At 33.1% G+C, this 16,238-nt stretch carries 17 protein-coding genes; 9 read left to right on the plus strand and 8 right to left on the minus strand.

Features of this window, described 5'->3' with window-relative positions; genetic code table 11:
* From HMPREF1135_RS03315 to HMPREF1135_RS03355, 9 genes are read left to right on the plus strand one after another with little or no spacing between them, the layout of a single operon-like run.
* Positions 1-1,365, plus strand: a complete 1,365-nt coding sequence (locus HMPREF1135_RS03315) for a cobyrinate a,c-diamide synthase (protein ID WP_007591980.1) — start codon at positions 1-3, stop codon at positions 1,363-1,365.
* Positions 1,358-2,518, plus strand: a complete 1,161-nt coding sequence (locus HMPREF1135_RS03320) for a nicotinate-nucleotide--dimethylbenzimidazole phosphoribosyltransferase (RefSeq protein WP_007591981.1) — start codon at positions 1,358-1,360, stop codon at positions 2,516-2,518. Before HMPREF1135_RS03315 ends, HMPREF1135_RS03320 begins: the two co-directional genes overlap by 8 nt.
* Positions 2,515-3,039, plus strand: coding sequence for a bifunctional adenosylcobinamide kinase/adenosylcobinamide-phosphate guanylyltransferase (locus HMPREF1135_RS03325; protein ID WP_007591983.1), 525 nt, complete (start codon positions 2,515-2,517; stop codon positions 3,037-3,039). Before HMPREF1135_RS03320 ends, HMPREF1135_RS03325 begins: the two co-directional genes overlap by 4 nt.
* Positions 3,036-3,794, plus strand: coding sequence for an adenosylcobinamide-GDP ribazoletransferase (locus tag HMPREF1135_RS03330; RefSeq protein ID WP_007591984.1), 759 nt, complete (start codon positions 3,036-3,038; stop codon positions 3,792-3,794). Before HMPREF1135_RS03325 ends, HMPREF1135_RS03330 begins: the two co-directional genes overlap by 4 nt.
* Positions 3,795-3,800: 6 nt before the next feature.
* A complete protein-coding gene (gene cbiB / locus HMPREF1135_RS03335) occupies positions 3,801-4,823 on the plus strand; it encodes an adenosylcobinamide-phosphate synthase CbiB (RefSeq protein WP_007591985.1) in 1,023 nt (340 codons plus the stop codon).
* The gene (gene cobM, locus HMPREF1135_RS03340; RefSeq protein ID WP_007591986.1) at positions 4,808-5,569 is read left to right on the plus strand and encodes a precorrin-4 C(11)-methyltransferase; all 762 of its coding nucleotides are present in this window, start codon (positions 4,808-4,810) and stop codon (positions 5,567-5,569) included. Before cbiB ends, cobM begins: the two co-directional genes overlap by 16 nt.
* Entirely contained in the window at positions 5,556-6,587 is a 1,032-nt protein-coding gene (locus HMPREF1135_RS03345; RefSeq protein WP_007591987.1) for a pyridoxal phosphate-dependent aminotransferase, read from the plus strand. Before cobM ends, HMPREF1135_RS03345 begins: the two co-directional genes overlap by 14 nt.
* 3 nt (positions 6,588-6,590) lie before the next feature.
* A complete protein-coding gene (locus tag HMPREF1135_RS03350; protein ID WP_007591989.1) occupies positions 6,591-8,099 on the plus strand; it encodes a cobyric acid synthase in 1,509 nt (502 codons plus the stop codon).
* A gap of 18 nt (positions 8,100-8,117) precedes the next feature.
* Positions 8,118-8,777 (plus strand): precorrin-8X methylmutase, encoded by a 660-nt coding sequence (locus HMPREF1135_RS03355; protein ID WP_007591991.1) that lies wholly within the window; start codon positions 8,118-8,120, stop codon positions 8,775-8,777.
* A 549-nt stretch (positions 8,778-9,326) separates the two neighbouring features.
* On the opposite strand, the gene HMPREF1135_RS03365 is transcribed toward HMPREF1135_RS03355, so the two are convergent.
* From HMPREF1135_RS03365 to HMPREF1135_RS03400, 8 genes are read right to left on the minus strand one after another with little or no spacing between them, the layout of a single operon-like run.
* Positions 9,327-9,503, minus strand: a complete 177-nt coding sequence (locus HMPREF1135_RS03365; RefSeq protein WP_007592005.1) for a DUF4250 domain-containing protein — start codon at positions 9,501-9,503, stop codon at positions 9,327-9,329.
* 1 nt (position 9,504) lies between these two features.
* Positions 9,505-10,233 (minus strand): YebC/PmpR family DNA-binding transcriptional regulator, encoded by a 729-nt coding sequence (locus HMPREF1135_RS03370; RefSeq protein WP_007592007.1) that lies wholly within the window; start codon positions 10,231-10,233, stop codon positions 9,505-9,507.
* A gap of 46 nt (positions 10,234-10,279) precedes the next feature.
* Positions 10,280-11,638 (minus strand): MATE family efflux transporter, encoded by a 1,359-nt coding sequence (locus HMPREF1135_RS03375; RefSeq protein ID WP_007592009.1) that lies wholly within the window; start codon positions 11,636-11,638, stop codon positions 10,280-10,282.
* 19 nt (positions 11,639-11,657) lie between these two features.
* Positions 11,658-12,992, minus strand: a complete 1,335-nt coding sequence (locus HMPREF1135_RS03380; RefSeq protein ID WP_007592011.1) for a hemolysin family protein — start codon at positions 12,990-12,992, stop codon at positions 11,658-11,660.
* A 41-nt stretch (positions 12,993-13,033) separates the two neighbouring features.
* Complete coding sequence (gene alr, locus HMPREF1135_RS03385) at positions 13,034-14,212, minus strand: alanine racemase (protein WP_007592013.1); 1,179 nt, start codon at positions 14,210-14,212, stop codon at positions 13,034-13,036.
* On the minus strand, positions 14,199-15,077 hold the full coding sequence (locus HMPREF1135_RS03390; RefSeq protein ID WP_007592014.1) for an NAD(P)H-hydrate dehydratase: 879 nt from the start codon (positions 15,075-15,077) through the stop codon (positions 14,199-14,201). The genes alr and HMPREF1135_RS03390 overlap by 14 nt, the downstream gene beginning before the upstream one ends.
* A 17-nt stretch (positions 15,078-15,094) precedes the next feature.
* Positions 15,095-15,463 (minus strand): holo-ACP synthase, encoded by a 369-nt coding sequence (gene acpS / locus HMPREF1135_RS03395; RefSeq protein ID WP_007592016.1) that lies wholly within the window; start codon positions 15,461-15,463, stop codon positions 15,095-15,097.
* Complete coding sequence (locus HMPREF1135_RS03400) at positions 15,456-16,112, minus strand: redox-sensing transcriptional repressor Rex (protein ID WP_007592017.1); 657 nt, start codon at positions 16,110-16,112, stop codon at positions 15,456-15,458. Before HMPREF1135_RS03400 ends, acpS begins: the two co-directional genes overlap by 8 nt.
* Positions 16,113-16,238: the final 126 nt, after the last annotated feature.

Here is a 16,238-nt window from a genome sequence, read left to right on the forward strand (position 1 = left end):
ATGATTTTACCAAAGAAAAAACAAGCCTTTATGGTTTCGGCAATGAAATCAGGGAGCGGAAAAACGCTTATTACATTAGGGCTTATAAATATATTGAAAAATATGGGGAAAACCATTTCCATATATAAAACAGGACCGGACTATATTGATACCATGTATCATGAAAAAATTGCAGGAAGTCCGTCTACTAATCTGGATCCTTTCTTTTTGGAACCGGAATATAGACCCGGTGAACTTAAAAATCTCTTTTTTAGGAACTTTACAGGTGATATGGCCATTATAGAGGGTGCCATGGGACTGTTTGACGGGGTATATGGAGAAGGAAAAAGATGCAGTGCCTGTATTGTATCCGAAGAAATAGGGATAGATGTTATTCTTGTAGTAGATATAGATGAGATTGATACTGTAGGTGAATACCTTCAAAAGTTTTCTCATCGTGTAAAGACTGTAATAGTAAATAAAGTACCGATTGATTATGATATAAGTTTGATTCGTGAGAGATTAGTCGAGTCGAATCTAACTCTAATAGGATTTTTGTATTATAATGAAAATTATCATATGGAAAGCAGACATCTTGGATTAAATGAGCCGGGAAAGGATATATTTAAAATAGTTGATAAACTCTCTGATGAGCTTTCTAAAACATTAGATTTTAAGCTGTTTGAGAAGTTTACTTTAAATATTGACTGTAATATACCATCACATAAAGCAAAGGATGTTACACTGAATAATATAAAGTCAAAGTACCGTCTTGCTTTTGCATTTGATGAGGCATTTTCATTTACCTATGATGAAAATATAAAGGTATTAGAAGAATATGGTTTTGAAATAGTGAAATTCAGCCCCTTACATGATAAGAATCTTCCTGAAAACATCTCAGCCATATGGCTTTCAGGAGGTTATCCTGAGCTTTATGCAAATGAGCTCTCATCAAATATTTCAATGCTTGAAAGTATAGCAAAGGCAAAAGATATACCTATCATCGCCGAATGTGGAGGTTTTATTTATCTGCATAAAAATTTTGAAGATAATAACGGTGAAAGCTTTAGAGGTGTAGGACTTATAGACGGCAAAGCCTTCAAAACTAAAAAGCTTGTGAGATTCGGTTATATAGAAATAGAAGCAAAATCTGACAGTGTACTTATGAAAAAAAATCAAAAGATACGAAGCCATGAATTCCACTACTTTGATTCTACAAATAATGGTGAATATGCGCATGCCCTAAAAGCAAATAAGAGCAAAGAATGGGATTGTATAAATGCATATGAAAATATATTTGCCGGATTTCCGCATATATATTTGTGTGGCTATGAATTTTTGATAGAAAACTTAATAGAATATTTAGAGAGGAAAAGCAATGTATAGACTACCGGTTTTGACTGATATACAAAATGAACTGATGGATAAATTAAAATTTTTGTCATCGGGCATTACAAATACTTCAACACAATACAAACAATTAGCTAAAAAGCATTGGGATTCCATTGCAAAGCCGCTTGACAGTCTGGGAGAGTTTGAAAGGATATTTCAAAAACTTTCAGCTATATTTGAAAGTGAGATTCCGGTTATTGATAAAAAATGTATTACTGTTATGTGTGCCGACAACGGAGTGGTGGAGGAAGGTATATCACAGTCAGGTAAGGAAGTAACTCTGGCTGTTGCAAAGAGTATGGTTCTTGGAACTTCAAGTATATCAGTTTTATGCAAATCTTGCGCTTCCGATTTAATGGTGATAGATATGGGTATTGACAGCTTTGATACCGATATCTATTCGATGGGTGTTATAAATCATAAACTTATGCATGGTACCAATAATTTTATAAAAGAAAAAGCAATGCCTATAGATATAAGTTTAAGAGCGATACTTTACGGTATAGAAATAGTTGAAAACCTCAAAAATAAAGGTATAAATATTATAGGTACAGGTGAAATGGGTATAGGAAATACTACCACTTCATCAGCTCTTTCATCAGCCCTTTTAAATCTACTCGTTACAAATGTTACAGGTCGTGGTGCGGGACTAAATGATATTAGGCTGCAAAGAAAAATAGATATAATAGAAGTTGGAATAAATAAATATGGCTTTAGAGATAAGACTTTTATTGATTACATTAATTCAGAAAACGTAGATACAAGAGTATTGTCTACAATTGATCTGATTTCATCTATCGGTGGACTCGATATAGCCGCTCTTACAGGAATATTTATAGGAGGCGCTATATACAAAATACCGGTAGTAATAGACGGCGTGATTTCTGAGGTTGCAGCTCTTTTGGCTTATTTTTTACATCCGCTTTGTAAAGAATATATGATAGCATCACATCTAAGTCGTGAGCCTGTAGCAGATGCTATATTTGATATTCTTGAATTAAAACCTGTAATTGATGCTTCTTTGGCTCTAGGTGAGGGAAGCGGTTGCGCCATGCTTTTTCCTCTTCTTGATCTTATATCACAGATTTATACAAAGAATGCTTCATTTTCGGATATTAAGATAGAAGAGTATAAGAGATTTGTATGATAACTTATATTTATGGAGGTGTATCAAGCGGAAAATCTGAATATGCCGAGGAACTGATATCAATGGAATTTAATAAAAAGATATATCTTGCTACAATGGAAAATACCGGTGAATATGCAGGCAAAAGAGTAGAGAAGCACCTTTTACAAAGAGAAGGAAAAGGATTTTTTACTATTGAAGAGCCGAGACATATAAAAGATTTGAATATAGATGAGGATGATAATATTTTACTTGAAGATTTGACTAATCTTTTATCCAATAATCTTTTTAATGAAGCCGAACTTAAAAATAACTTTAAAGAGATTACAGAAGAGATTTTTTCTGATATAATTACTCTTAAAGATAGGTGTAATTCTGTTTTTATTGTAGGAAATGATATATTTTCTACCGAAAGAAATCAAAGCAAAGAGCTGGACATTTTTATTGATTGTCTTTATTCTTTGCATACTAAAATAATTGAGGTAGCAGATAGGGTAATAGAGGTAGTCTACGGTCTACCCTATGATAAAAAGTTAATATGAGTAATTTATTCAAATCAATGGCAATTACCTTTGCCATGTATTCTAAAATTCCTGTTAGGAATTTTAACTGGGAAAAAGAAAATATGAAATACTGCCTTTTATTTTTACCTGTTGTAGGTATTGTAGAGGGGGTTTTTTTGATCGCATTTTCTATATTTTTAAATAAACTTAATGTAAATCCTATTCTGATTGCAGCTGTACTTACGGTCTTACCTATTTTGTATACAGGCGGTATTCATATGGATGGATTTTTAGACACTATGGATGCTCTTGGATCAAATCAGGATAAACAAAAGAAGCTGAATATTTTAAAGGATTCCAACTCAGGTGCATTTGCCATAATAGGAGGGTTGGTATATATATTATTATATTTTGCATCCTTGCTTACATTTCAAGGATTCATAAGAATATATATATTGGCTGTTTCATATATGCTTATCAGAGCATATAGTGCGCTTTCTTTAATAGTTTTTAAAAATGCCAGGGGTAGCGGACTTGCATTTGAGTTTGCTGATAAAAGTCTGATATATACCAACAGAACGGTATTGATAGGATTTATTTTACTTGGAAGTGTAGCCATGATAATAATAAATATTAATTACGGATTATTATGTGCAATTTCCGTATTTTTAGTTTTTATGTATTACAGAGTGAAATCTTTTGAAGAGTTTGGGGGTATTACAGGTGATCTGGCAGGGTATTTTCTGCAACTGGCCGAGCTGGTTGTAGTTTTGGTACTGGCACTTGCACCTTAAATAAAAATGATTCATTATTTGGCATTTATTTCCGGTTTTATAGCGGATTTCTTTATTAGAGATTTTCATGAATTGCCACATATAGTTAGATTTATTGGAAGCAGCATTTCAGTACTTGAGAAGTTTTTCAGAAAAAAATTCAAGTCGAAATCCGGGCTGTTATTTGCCGGATTTCTTATCGTTCTCTTTAATATACTGTTTTGGGGATATTTGGCATATTTTATTGATATAGTTATTTATAGAATAAATTTCTATTTAGGCTTTGTATTAGAGTGCTTTTTATTCTTTCAAATATTTGCCAAGGCATCTTTACGTTATGAGAGTATGAAGGTCTATCATGCAATAAGATCAGGTAATATAGATGAGTCGAGGAAGTTTCTTTCCATGATAGTAGGAAGAGATACAGACTGTCTTGATTTTGAACAGATAACTAAAGCGGTTATAGAGACAGTGGCAGAAAATATGTCGGACGGAATTGTCGCTCCATGGTTTTATGCCACATTAGGTGCTGTGATTGCTATATGCTCAGATATGAAATTCTCATGGCTGATTTTTGTGCTTCCTATTGTGTACAAGGCTGTAAATACAATGGATTCAATGATCGGCTATAAGGATGAAAAATATTTTTATATAGGTAAAACGGCGGCCAAACTTGATGATGTAGTTAATTTTTTACCGGCAAGATTTTCTGCTTTTATACTTTTGATAGTGATATTTTTTGTATCATTAGTTAAAAATAATACTCAAATGTTTAGAAATTCAGTACATGCATTTTTTAAATACAGATATATTCATTCAAGTCCTAATGCAGGACAAACTGAAAGTGTAATTGCCGGTTTTTTTAATACTAAACTGCTTGGTGATGCATATTATTTCGGTAAATTAGTTAAAAAAAGAAGTATTGGCGACGGCAATGAACATGTAAGTGCAGATGATATTGTAATATTAAATAATATTACGTATCTTTCTTATTTGGTTTTGCTGATAATAAATTTGATAATTGGGGGCATAGTATGCTTTATTTTATAGGTGCGGGCGCAGGCGATCCTGAGCTTTTGACAATAAAAGGAAAGAGAATAATAGATAATTCAGATATTATTATCTATACGGGTTCTCTTGTTAATAAAGAATTATTTACAGATATTAAAGAAGGGGCAAAGTTGATAAATTCAGCATCTCTCAGTCTTGATGAAGTGCTGGAAATAATATTTGACTCATATGATAAAGGACTGAGTATAGCCAGAGTTCATACAGGTGATCCTGCTATGTATGGAGCTATCAGAGAGCAAATGGTGGCTCTTAACAAAAAAGGAATAAAATATGAAGTTGTTCCCGGTGTAAGCTCTGTTTTTGCAGGCGCTGCGGCACTGAAACGAGAGTTTACTTTGCCAGGTATTACACAGACTATGATACTTACAAGAATGGCAGGAAGGACACCTGTGCCTGAGGCTGAGAGCATTGAAAATCTTGCAAAAATACAGGCCAGTATGGCAATATTTTTAAGTATTGCAAGTATTGAAGAGCTGGCAAATAAACTTATGACTTCATACCCTAACGATACACCTGCGGCAGTAGTATATAAGGCAAGTTGGCCTGATCAAAAAATCATAATATCAACTTTAGAAAAAATTGCAGGGGAAGTTAAGAGTGCGGATATTAATAAAACAGCCCTTGTTTATGTAGGAAGATTCTTAGCCGATGAATTTGAGCTCAGTAAGCTTTATGATAAGCATTTTAGCCATGAGTACAGAGAGGCAAAAGATGCACGGGGGTAGGCTTTTAGAGTTTGCAAAAACAGGGAAAAAATATATAGATTTTTCTGCAAGTATAAATCCCTACGGCCTTGATTTGGAGTTAAAAAAAGTTTTAAAAGAGTCCATAGATATTTTAGAACATTATCCAAATCAGGATTACTCCGAAATAAAGACTTTGATAGGTAAAAAGCATAATGTAAGTGAAGAGAATATTTATCTTGGAAATGGTGCAAACAGTATTATATTTAGGCTTTTTCAAGCCTTTGATAAGAAGTCTGATATCTGCATACCTGTACCAAGCTTTGAATCTTACAGATTGGCAGCTGAAGCTGTATCAGGAAATATTACCTATTACAATATGGAAAACCTTAAGATAAGTAACAGTATATTTAATACATTATCAGATAATACGGATATTTTAGTACTTACAAATCCAAATAACCCAACCGGATATTTGATAGAAGATGATTTGTTGCAAATATTACTTGAATTTTGTGAAGCAAAAAATATATTTGTTTTACTTGATGAATGCTTTTTAGAATTTGTAGAAAATGGAGATAAGTATTCACAAATATCGATGCTTTCAAAATATAAAAACATGGCTGTACTAAGATCTCTTACAAAGCTTTTTGCTTTTCCCGGACTTAGATTCGGTTATCTTTTAACGGAGAATAAGGATTTAATAAAAGAATTAAACAGGCTCACTCCCGCATGGGATATAAATACTTTGGCTCTTGAAGCCGCAAAGTTTTCTCTAAAACAGGATATGAGCCGGGTTATTTTGAAAATACAAAGTGAAAAGAGTATTTTAGAAAATAAACTCAATTCGATTGGAATAGAGACCTTTCCGTCAAGAGCTAATTTTCTTCTTTGCAAATATAAAAATAATCTCTCAAGAGATTTGCTTGAGTCAGGTATTATAGTCAGAGACTGTTCAGACTTTATAGGAATGGATGATACCTATTTTAGAGTTGCTGTCAAAACAAACTCTGAGAATAAGATATTGGCAGACACAATAAGAAAACTTATCGGGAGGTAATATATGGCAAAGGTTATAATGGTTCAAGGTACTATGTCAAACTCCGGAAAAAGTTTCTTGGTCGCCGGACTTTGCAGAGTATTAAAAAGAAAAGGATTTAAAGTAGCACCTTTTAAATCACAAAATATGGCTCTGAATTCCTATATAACAAAAGAAGGAATGGAAATGGGAAGAGCCCAGGTAATGCAGGCCGAAGCGGCAGGAATCAGTCCTACAGTGGAAATGAATCCGATTCTTTTAAAGCCCACATCAAATACAGGAAGTCAGGTTATATTAAACGGTAAGGTGCATTCCAATATGAGCGCTTCGGATTATTATAAGAATAAACGTGCATTTATACCATATATTCTCGAAGCATATAATAAGCTTTGTGAAGAATATGATATTATAGTTATTGAGGGTGCAGGTTCACCTGCCGAGATAAATCTGAACGAAAATGATATAGTAAATATGGGTCTTGCAAAGCTTGTAAATTCTTCCGTACTGTTGGTAGCTGATATAGACAGAGGTGGTGTATTTGCCTCTATCTACGGTACAGTAGCTTTGATGGATGATGATGCTAAAAACAGGATAAAAGGTATAGTGATTAATAAGTTCAGAGGTGATAAGAATCTGCTTACGCCGGGATTTGAAATGCTTGCCGAACATTTTAAAAAGATAGATGCAAATATACCTGTTTTAGGTGTTATACCGATGAGAAAAATAGATATAGATGATGAGGATTCTCTATCTGAAAGACTGAATACCGAAAATGTAATATTTGATACAAATAAGATAAATATTGCTGTTATTAAACTGCCTCATATTTCAAATTTTACAGATTTTAATCCTCTTAGCAGAAGAAAAGAAATTGTAATGAAATATATTACCTCTCCAAAGGAGATGGAAGATGCAGACCTTATCATAATTCCGGGTACAAAAAATACCTTATACGATCTTAGATGGTTGAAGAGTATGGGATTTAATCACGATAATCTTGAAATGAAGAATCTGATTGGAATTTGTGGCGGATTTCAAATGCTTGGAAATGATCTTATAGATAAATATGGTGTGGAAGAAGGCGGAAGTGAAACGGGTTTGAAACTTTTACACTTCAGCACTGTATTTTCTAAAAATAAGACCACAAGGCAAACCGAGACCGAAATAATAAATTATCCGGATTTTATAGATACTTTGTACGATTCAGGTATAATCGGATATGAAATACATATGGGAAGTACAATATCGCACAATGAAATACCTTTTACAAAGTCAGATATCACCGATAACGGCGGTTTTGTAAATAAGAATATAATGGGTACCTATATACATGGTATATTTGAAAATGACAATTTTGTAGATGCAATTATCAGAGGATTATCCAAGAAGAATTCCAAAAAAGTTACATCTGATACTAAAATCAATGATTTTAACACCTACAAAGAGTCACAATATGATTTACTTGCAGATTTGATCGAGGAATCCTTAGATATAGATGCAATAATGGATATACTTGTTAAATCTGAAAAATAAACAGAGAAAAGGAGTTTTATGTTAGAAGTAAAACCTGAAGATATAGAAAAGAAAAGTTTTGAGATCCTTACTTCAAGGATGGATGAAAACAGATTAAAATTCTATACAGAAGACGAACTTTTGGTTGTAAAAAGAACAATACATACCACAGCGGATTTTGATTATCAATATAATGTTATTTTTCAAAATAATGCATTGCAAAGATTAAAGGATTGTATACGATCTGATGCAATGATATTTACAGATACGAATATGGCACTTAGCGGTATAAATAAGCGTATATTGACCGGAAAATTCGGTATTGAGCCTTTATGCCTTATAGCTGATGAAAAAACCATTGAGTTTGCAAAGAAAAATGAAACAACAAGAGCAAATGCGGCAATAGATCTGGCATATCAAATGCATAAAGAAAAGGAAGCTTTAACAGGTAAAAAAATTCCTATAGTGTTTGCTGTAGGAAATGCACCGACAGCCCTTATAAGAATCAATGAACTGTTAGATAAATATAAGCCTGATTTTATAATTGCAGCGCCTGTAGGCTTTGTAAATGTAATAGAAGCCAAGGAACTTGTAAAACAAAGTAATATACCTGCAATAATATGTGACGGTAATAAGGGCGGAAGCAATGTATGTGCGGCAATAATAAATGCAGTTTTATTGCAGTTGGCAAAACAGTAAGAACAAATATAGAGAGTTACAGGTATTTAACTCTCTATATTATATATAAATAACTATTCGTTAAACTTGAGTTTTGCGAATAGTTATTTATATGTACTTACCTACTATATAGTTGTTATAGTATATAATACAATTTATAGTTTTAGATACAAACAATATAAGTAAAACTATATACAATAAATAAAATACTTTATATATTCCCAATTTATATTGTCTTAAAAAATATATTAAAGAAAATACAAATATCTCAATTATAACAATACAAATTAAATAAGAAGTATCAAAGTATTCTCCATCGTTCATTATATTATATTGATCACGAATATATCCGGACCAATAAAATACTATACAACTTATAATAAACATTAACAAATTAAGTATGGCAATAATAAATATACTATACTTTTTTAAAATTTCTTTCACCTTATAAACTGTCATTCTTATCCTCCTTCAAATAAAAAATAGTATTTAAACAATTAGCAATTACTAACTATTTAAATACTACTTTATAATTATAATATAAGCAATATAAAATATTAACAAATAGAATTATATAAATTGATTTCTTTCTTCATTGTAATGATAATCAATCATTGAAAGCTTTTCTGTAATATACTCTTTATCCAAATCATACTCTTTACAAAAATCATCCAATGATGAATTATAATCTCTGAGCTTTGTATTTATAAGTGATAATAACATCACCGGATCATTTGGTAATGTCATATTACTCATCCCAGCTATGATATACATTTTGTACATCATCTTCCGCATCTAAAAGATCCAAGATACGATTCATCTTCTTGATATCTTCTTCATCTGAAAGTGTAACCCAGTTTTGAGGTATCATGGTAACTTCAGCATTTGCCATTGGTACACCAAGCTTTTCAAGTCCTTCTCTTACTGCTGAGAAATTCTCAGGATCTGTAAGTATTTCATAGCTGTCCTCTTCGTCATTGAAATCCTCCGCACCAAGGTCAAGTGCGGCCATCATAAGCTCATCCGCATCCATGTCGCACTCTTCCTTATCTATAAGAATTTGTCCTCTTTTATCAAACATAAATGATACACATCCCGGTGTTCCTATATTTCCGCCACCTTTTGTAAAAGCGGCTCTTACATTTGCTGCAGTTCTGTTTTTGTTATCTGTCAATGTCTCAACAATTATTGCAACACCGTTCGGACCATATCCCTCATAAGTGTTCTGCTCATAGTTTACTGAGTTTACATCACCTGCAGCTTTTTTAATACCTCTTTCAATTGTATCATTTGGTACATTGTTTGCCTTTGCCTTTGCAATAACATCTCTAAGTCTTGAGTTATTGTTCGGATCAGGTCCGCCCTCTTTTACCGCTACTGCTATCTCTCTTCCGATTACAGTAAAGATTTTACCCTTTGCAGCATCGTTTTTCTCTTTTTTATGTTTAATATTTGCAAATTTTGAATGTCCTGACATAATATCTCCTTTATTTACTAATCCAAAAAACTATTTTATACTGAAATTAATTTGCTGTCAATTCTATGGCAAGGTTTTTCAACCATTTCCCCTGTTTGTATCTAATGTATCCTACCAATGCTTTATAAACTTCCGATGAAAGTACCATTGCATAAACTATATAAATTGGAAATTTAAAATATAATCCTCCAATAAATGCCATGGGTACACCTATAAGCCAAACTGCGGATAAATCCAAGAACAGACAAGCCAATGTATCTCCTCCGCTTCTAAGTATGCCTACGATATTTACAGTTGCAATCGCTTTAAATGGGAAGAAAAAAGCAAACACCATAAGGCATAACTTCACATTCTCTATCACATTATCGGAAACTTTATAGAGTGATACGAAAGGTATCCTGAATATCATAATAAGTATGGATGCAAAAAGTCCTACTAAAAAAGTTAAAACATAAGAATATGAGCCATATTCTTTAGCTTTTTTAAGATTATTTGCTCCCATCTCATTTCCAAGTATAATTACTGTTGCTATTGCAATTCCCTGGAAAGATACTACAAGCAAATCCTGTAATGCAGTTGAAATGGTTATAGAAGCTATAGCGGCATCTCCCATTCTTCCATATGCTACAGAAAAAAGTGTGGTACCTACTCCCCAGAAAAATTCATTGATTATTACAGGTAAAGCCGTTTTTCCAAACTGTGTTATTAACTCTCTTGAAAACGGATTTAACTTTGCTACGGAACATATGATAGGTGATTTCTTTATTGATATAAGTATAATTGTCAATAAAAATTCAAAAATTCTTGCCGCTACTGTCGCAACAGCCGCACCTACAACTCCAAGTACAGGCATGCCGAATTTACCGAATATCAAAATATAATTCAATATAATATTAACTATAATTGCAAAAATACTTGATATAACCGGTACCTTTACTTCTCCTACTGCACGCATTATAGATACATATATATCGGTTGCAGCAGTAAATGGATACGAAATACATACAACACCCAGATAAGCGGCACCTATAGCAATCGCATTATCAGATTCTGTAAATATCATCATCAATTTATCCGGCATAATAAATGCAACAGACGAAAAAATAATACTACCGGTAATTGATAATAACAGTCCGATTCCAAGTACTTTTCTTATGTTTTTTATATCATTGTTTCCCCAGTATTGTGATGCCAATACTCCGGTACCGCTTTCTATTCCGAATATCAACAATATAAAAACAAAGAAATATTTATTTGCCAACCCTACACCTGCAATGGCGGTCTCCCCCAACTTTCCTATCATTACAGTGTCTACAAAATTTACTATCATTTTTAAAAATGTTTGGAACGATACCGGAAGTGCTATATATAATACTCTTCTGAGATACTCCCTGTCCTTAAACATCTTTAAAGGTAAAAAAAATTTATTCTTCCTTAAGCTTTTCATCCTCTTGTAATTTTGTTACTTTAATGGTATTGATCATTCTGTTTGATACATGTAAGGCTTTAAACTCGTAGCCATACATTATTATATCAAATTTCTCATTATCCTCCGGTATCCTGTCAAGTCTTGATATCATAAGACCATTTATAGTATCAAAATTTTCCAACTCCTCTTCATCAAATTTTATATTTAAAATATCTTCTATATCAGACAGTGGAGTCATTCCCTTCATTATAAATGAACCGTCAGAAAGCTCTTTTATAAGCTCCTCATCTTCATCGTATTCATCCATTATATTTCCTACAATCTCTTCAAGTATATCTTCCATAGTAACTATACCTGAGGTCTGTCCATATTCATCCACAACAATTACCATATGATTTTTCTGAGATTGCATATCCTTGAACAATGTAACAAGGTTTTTATTTTCCGGAACAAATGTAATCGGTCTCAAAATATTCGGTATATCCTTGATCGAAGTATTCTGATAATCTGACGTATTTTCACATATAAGCGCATCTTTCATATTTAAAATACCCATTATGCTGTCTATATTATCATCATACACAGGATATCTGGAATTGATACCTGAAGTAAGCATAAAATCAATTACAGTCTGTAAGCTGTCTTCACCGTTTATAAATACAACATTTTTTCTGTGTGTCATAACATCTCTTGCCTGCTTATCATTAAGCTCGAAGATATTTGTAATCATTTCAGCTTCAGAACCTTCAAAGATACCCTGCTCGTGGCCTTCATTTACCATACTCATTATATCTTCTTCACTTACAGTTTCAAGCTGTGCCTTTATATCAAGTCCGAACACCTTCAAAATAACATATGAAATGCTGTCAACAATATAAATAACCGGCAAAAAAAGAAAAATCAAAACACTTGAAATGTTCATAAATGTATAAGCACTTTTTTTAGACGCTTTTCTTGCAAGCTTGTTCGGTATTGATATACCGAACACAACAAAAAATATACAAAACAGTAATAATACAATCAGTATAGAAAAAACTGTGGATACCGATAAGGGTAAAAAATTTGATAATATTGATTTTATACCGGATGAAAACGATCTGACAAAAAACCATCCGAAAAATATTCCGGAAAGAACATTTATTATATACATACAGTAAAGTACTTTACCGATATTTTCTATATGAAACTTCAGTCTTTCCCCGTTTTTATCCTCGTCAATATCCGAACTGTTCAGCTCATTTATAGCTGAATTAAACGAATGAATCGAAAAATTTATAAATAATACAATTACACAAATTATAATTAATAATGCCGAATGAGCATCGTCCATGAAAAAACTCCTACTTATCTTATATCTAAAACTTTTAAGGACTATATCATAGTGTATAAATCTCTTATATAGTCCTTTTTACCAACATATTCACCATTTGAATAGTAAAGTCTCGGTACTCTCTTATTAATACCGCAAATAAATTCATAGGAAAAAGTGTTTGAATCTTTTGTGAGCTCGTCTACAGTTATACTGTATCCATCGCTTTTTCCTAAAATAACTACCGTATCTCCTATATTAACATTTGGAACATTGCTGACGTCTACTATTGTCTGATCCATGCATATTCTGCCGATAATATTACATTTTACTCCGTTAATCAATACATATCCTTTATTACTCAAATCTCTGGGATAGCCGTCTGCATATCCGAAGGAAATTGTAGCAATGTCCATATCTTTTTCAGCTCTAAAAGTGGCGCCGTAACTTACACATTCACCTGCTTTTATTCTCTTTATATATGTAATTGTTGAGTAAATGCTTAATGCCGGCCTGTAGTCAAAGTCGGTCAAATTCACTTCATTTGAAGGTGCAACACCATACATTGTAATTCCCAAACGCACCATATCAAAGTCTGTACCGATACCGTTTACTATAGCCGCTGAATTTGAAGCATGTACTATAGGAGGTTCTATTCCCATACTCTTTAGTAAATCCAAAAATTGCCTGAATAAGCTCTCCTGTTCTTTTGCAGACGTAAGATCACTTTCATCAGCACTGTGAAAATGTGTGAAAATACCTTCAATCTCGATATTTCCCATTTCACTTATTTCTTTTATAATGTTTGCACTCTCTTTTGTGGGCTTAAAACCGATTCTGTTCATACCTGTATCTATTGCGATATGAATAGATATCTTTTTCCCAAGCTCTCCGGCTTCTTCATTTATTTTCTTAGCCTGATCCAGTGTAAAAACCGATTCCCTTATATCAAATACTATTGATTCTTTGTAGCTGTTTCTTGGAATACATGCCAGTATCAAAATAGGATTTGTAATACCATGGTATCTAAGATTAACACCTTCTTCAAGTGTGGCTACGCAGAAAAAGTCTACAATATCTTTTATATATAATGATACGGGAACACTTCCATGTCCATAACCGTCAGCCTTTACAATTGCCGCCAGTTTCATATTCTTTTTTAAAGCTTTTTTTGTAACTGTTAAATTATGCTTTATTGCATCCAGATCAACCTTTGCATAAGCACGTCTATATGAGTCCATTTCTCTTCCTTCTATTAAGCACTTCACCTATATTATCTATAATTTCTCTTGCCAAAATACTGTGCTCTCCATATTTTTTACCGGCAATACTGCCGGCCATGCCGTGTATGAAAACTCCAAGCGCCACAGCCATATCATCATCAATGCCAAGACAAAACATGCCTGCAATTATACCACATAGAACATCTCCGCTTCCGGCCTTTGCCATGGCTGCACTTCCGGATTTATTTATAAACGTATCCTCCTTTGCGGCGATAACACTTTGATGAGATTTCAAAACTACTGTAATACCGTATTTACTTGCATATTCCTCGGCATACTTTATGGGATCCGATAATATATCATCTATAGAAACATCTATCAATCTTGACATCTCCCCTATATGAGGAGTGATAATGATATTATCTGTATAATACTTTGTAAGTGTAGTATCAGCTGCAATAATATTCAAAGCATCCGCATCAATTATCATAGGAACATAACATTCGGCCAAAACATATTCTACAATGATTTTAGCATAATAATCTGTAGAAAGTCCCGGTCCAAGTACCACTACACTTGACCAATCAAGACATGACTTAATCTTATTTATAAAGCATTCCTTATTCTCATATGCTTCTCTCTCATCATAAGTTGTTATTATTGCTTCAGGTAAAAGTGTTTGCAAAATTGTACGATTTTTACTTACCGTAAGTATTCTAACCAAACCTGCGCCTGAACGATATGCCGCCATTGCACTCAAAAATGCGGCACCGCTCATTCCGTTACTTCCGGCAATAACCAGAACATGCCCATAGCTGCCTTTATTTGCATTCTTAATTCTTTCAGGTATATATTTTAATGCAGTTTCATCAAGAATTCTCATATCCCCATCTCCACATATTAGTCTGTTTCTATTACTACCAGTGCAATTGCCAATGAGTCGGTATTGCTTATGGATACATGGATTTTATTCTCATCAATTCCTTGTAAATGTCTGTTTAAATTATTACAGATTTTTATAAAAGGCTTTCCAAGTTCATCTCTGAGTACCGCCAAGTCCTTAAGTTCAACACCTCTGAAACCTGTTCCCAATGCTTTTACAAAGGCTTCCTTTGTAGCAAAATTTCCGGCTAGAAAACTGTCTCTGTTTCTGCCTCCGGCCATATTTATTTCACTATCATTGAAAGCCTTCTTTAAAAAAAATTCCTTTTTAATTGCATTTGATATTCTGTCTATTTCGACTATATCAGTACCGATCCCTCTAATCATACTTCCCTTCAAAAGGAATAGCATCTACATTACTGACTCTATATGACAACCTCATAAGAGATTCTGAAAGATGCACATTCTCAACAACTACATCATCAGGTACAACCAAATCTGTATGTGCAAAATTCCAGATTGCCTTTATTCCCGACTTTATAAGTCTGTCCGCAACTTCCATTGCTCTTGTCTTCGGTATAGTAAGTGCAGCTATCTGTATATCATTTTCAGACACAAACTTTTCAAGGTTATCAAGAGAATACACTCTTGCACCACGTATGGTTTTTCCGAAAAGATTAGGATCCACATCAAACATTCCTTTGATAAGAAAACCTCTTCTCTCAAAGTTTGCATAATTTGCAATAGCCTGTCCCAAATGACCTGCACCTATTATTATAATATTATGCTGGCGATCAATTCCTAAAATCTTTGCGATCTCATTATACAGATATCTTACATTATATCCATATCCCTGCTGTCCGAAACCACCAAAGTTATTTAAATCCTGTCTGATTTGAGAAGCAGTAACCTTCATTCTCTCACTGAGTTCTTTTGAGGATATTCTTTCGACACCCTCTTCTGACAGCTCACCTAAGTATCTATAGTATCTTGGCAGTCTTGAAATGACTGCTCTGGATATTTTTCTTTCTTCCATATTTATTCCGTTCCAAATATTAATTTATAAATTATTCTCAGCAATTCCATTTGTTAAGAATTCTACAATTAGTATATTATCTATTAATATAAATGTCAATACAGATATATATGGTGAATATTATAT

The sequence above is a fragment of the Lachnoanaerobaculum sp. OBRC5-5 genome (assembly GCF_000296385.1).
Classification (GTDB): domain Bacteria; phylum Bacillota; class Clostridia; order Lachnospirales; family Lachnospiraceae; genus Lachnoanaerobaculum.

What these genes read in the sequence shown, in the direction of transcription:
- HMPREF1135_RS03370 (WP_007592007.1), bottom strand. Translation starts at nt 10,233, where the DNA reads ATGTCAGGACATTCAAAATTTGCAAATATTAAACATAAAAAAGAGAAA.
- HMPREF1135_RS03330 (WP_007591984.1), top strand. Translation starts at nt 3,036, where the DNA reads ATGAGTAATTTATTCAAATCAATGGCAATTACCTTTGCCATGTATTCT.
- HMPREF1135_RS03320 (WP_007591981.1), top strand. Translation starts at nt 1,358, where the DNA reads ATGTATAGACTACCGGTTTTGACTGATATACAAAATGAACTGATGGAT.
- cbiB (WP_007591985.1), top strand. Translation starts at nt 3,801, where the DNA reads ATGATTCATTATTTGGCATTTATTTCCGGTTTTATAGCGGATTTCTTT.
- HMPREF1135_RS03380 (WP_007592011.1), bottom strand. Translation starts at nt 12,992, where the DNA reads ATGGACGATGCTCATTCGGCATTATTAATTATAATTTGTGTAATTGTA.
- HMPREF1135_RS03325 (WP_007591983.1), top strand. Translation starts at nt 2,515, where the DNA reads ATGATAACTTATATTTATGGAGGTGTATCAAGCGGAAAATCTGAATAT.
- HMPREF1135_RS03315 (WP_007591980.1), top strand. Translation starts at nt 1, where the DNA reads ATGATTTTACCAAAGAAAAAACAAGCCTTTATGGTTTCGGCAATGAAA.
- acpS (WP_007592016.1), bottom strand. Translation starts at nt 15,463, where the DNA reads ATGATTAGAGGGATCGGTACTGATATAGTCGAAATAGACAGAATATCA.
- HMPREF1135_RS03390 (WP_007592014.1), bottom strand. Translation starts at nt 15,077, where the DNA reads ATGAGAATTCTTGATGAAACTGCATTAAAATATATACCTGAAAGAATT.
- HMPREF1135_RS03345 (WP_007591987.1), top strand. Translation starts at nt 5,556, where the DNA reads ATGCACGGGGGTAGGCTTTTAGAGTTTGCAAAAACAGGGAAAAAATAT.
- HMPREF1135_RS03365 (WP_007592005.1), bottom strand. Translation starts at nt 9,503, where the DNA reads ATGACATTACCAAATGATCCGGTGATGTTATTATCACTTATAAATACA.
- alr (WP_007592013.1), bottom strand. Translation starts at nt 14,212, where the DNA reads ATGGACTCATATAGACGTGCTTATGCAAAGGTTGATCTGGATGCAATA.
- HMPREF1135_RS03400 (WP_007592017.1), bottom strand. Translation starts at nt 16,112, where the DNA reads ATGGAAGAAAGAAAAATATCCAGAGCAGTCATTTCAAGACTGCCAAGA.
- cobM (WP_007591986.1), top strand. Translation starts at nt 4,808, where the DNA reads ATGCTTTATTTTATAGGTGCGGGCGCAGGCGATCCTGAGCTTTTGACA.
- HMPREF1135_RS03375 (WP_007592009.1), bottom strand. Translation starts at nt 11,638, where the DNA reads ATGTTTAAGGACAGGGAGTATCTCAGAAGAGTATTATATATAGCACTT.
- HMPREF1135_RS03350 (WP_007591989.1), top strand. Translation starts at nt 6,591, where the DNA reads ATGGCAAAGGTTATAATGGTTCAAGGTACTATGTCAAACTCCGGAAAA.
- HMPREF1135_RS03355 (WP_007591991.1), top strand. Translation starts at nt 8,118, where the DNA reads ATGTTAGAAGTAAAACCTGAAGATATAGAAAAGAAAAGTTTTGAGATC.